The organism is Okeania sp. SIO2B9, from assembly GCF_010672505.1.
GTDB lineage: Bacteria > Cyanobacteriota > Cyanobacteriia > Cyanobacteriales > Microcoleaceae > Okeania > Okeania hirsuta.
Genome location: NZ_JAAHGK010001374.1, coordinates 1 through 1,944, shown reverse-complemented (window position 1 = coordinate 1,944; position 1,944 = coordinate 1). Strand labels below are relative to the sequence as shown.

1 protein-coding gene is annotated in these 1,944 nt (G+C 37.9%); it reads right to left on the bottom strand.

From position 1 onward, the window contains the following. Nucleotides 1-283: 283 nt before the first annotated feature. Nucleotides 284-1,944: hypothetical protein (locus tag F6K13_RS30885; RefSeq protein WP_287289537.1), on the bottom strand; the 1,661-nt coding region annotated here is incomplete at its 5' end.

The window sequence follows — 1,944 nt, the reverse complement described above, 5'->3', positions numbered from 1 at the left end:
TTAAACTGTCTATAAACAAAACTAATATTTTTTTGACAAGTTAATTCTCCATACTGATAGCTTTAGCAACCAGCAAGAAGAAAGCCCCGGACCAGTAACGCCGGACTTTTTCGGCCTAGATTAATTGCCACTAGATTGATGCTTGAGCTGTGAATTAATTGCAAACATCTGTTTAAAAACCAGGCATTTGAAATTGTTCAAATTTCTACATCTGTTAACTAGCTATCAGCTAAAAATCAGAGGCTCAACAATTGATAGCTGAAGCGCTGAGTGCTGAGGAGAATTATGCCTTAGAAATAAACCTTACTTTCTGCACTCCCTCAATCATTTGTAAGCCAAATTGACCGGAAGTAAAATTTTCTAGTTTTAAATGTTCTTTCATTTTTTGAGCTAATTCTTCTAAGTTAACGACTTCTTTTTCCTCATTATTCCAAGGAATAGGCTTAATTTCATCATCAGTAGGCTCTCCATCTACTGTGCGTAAGTTTTTCGACCACTCAGGAGACTCGTGTGTAGGTGCATCTAAACCAAAGTGCATGGACTCTGGTTGCAGACGAATATCAATTGTTTTTACTTCTCCTGCAAACAAACAGATTAACACATTTTTGGCTAATTTTTCCATCCGTAATAGTGGTAAAAGTTGCTCTTCTGGTAAGTCTTCTAAATCATTATCATTTTCTGGTCTAATACTATAACCATCCACAATTAATCCTGGCCACCCAGAAACCACTTGAGAACGTAGGATAACTCCTGTGATTTTCTCCTTTTCCTCAGACTTAAAAGTATTTGCCCTAGCACGAATTTTCTTGTCTTCTTCTACGTCTGCTTTTCTAACTCGACCAATACTAAATGCACCATCTTGTAAACAGTCTATCCATAAGGGATCTATCCAGAAAAAACGAATTGACTCGGTCGGGAGTAAACCTTCATCGGCAACTAGATAATTAAAGGGCACTCCTTGTAAAAATCTTAGGCCCTCGAACCACTCTTGTAGATTTTTCGGGAGTTGGGAAATGGTGTCGCTTGGCTTATCACGTTGAGAATTTCGAGATAACTTAATTTTGGTCTGTTCTAACTTTTTCTGGTTTTGGAAGTCTTCTCGTTTCCAGTTGAATAATTCTGTGGCTAATTTTTGATTTTGCAACATCAACATTCGCCCGAGTTGCCATGCAGCAGCGTAGGATATATCAAACATTCCTATTTCTGAATCATAACGTAATAATTCGTCTGCTGCTTTGGCGGGAAGTTCATAAGTTTCTGCGTTCAAACCTCCGCTTAATGGCCCTCGATACCAGGAATATGTTTTGCTTCCTTGTCGCATTGAATGAGGTACGGTTATATAACTATTGGCTAGGTAATTTTCTGCTTGTTCATTTTTATTTTCGGGTAGTCTTAGAGTATAAGGGTTACGGTTTAATCTCTGCAATAATTGGGTAAAGCTTTGCTCTGGATCGATACAATTAAAATTCCAATTTGCTAAACTAACAAAACGAATTAAGTCTTCATCTCCTGCTTCTGGTGGATAATCAAAACCCTCCTCGGTATAGCGTCCTTCTATGGATACTAAATAAACCATACTCATGCCATTGGGTTCGGGGAGACGGTTAGAAATAATCGTGGCAAATAGATTTTTATCATCCTCCTCTTCTTTTGCTTTCTGAGAATAAAAGGCTTTCCGAGCATGAGCGAGATAAGCTAGGTCGCCATGAGTTGGTAAAATATCTTTTAAATATTTCTTTTTGACATCTATTACTGTTACTAACTCTTCCTCTTTTTGCCCGACTTCAAGTTCTATTTTTGGGAAAAAGATATTGCCTTCTCCTGCTTTTAATTTCCCTAGAGTAATGTTGTGGGGTTTGGGTTTATCTGACTCCTCTTCAAAGTCGGAATCTCGAAATAATAGTAAAATTAACCAGGGGAGCTTTTCGTCTACTTGACCTGGAT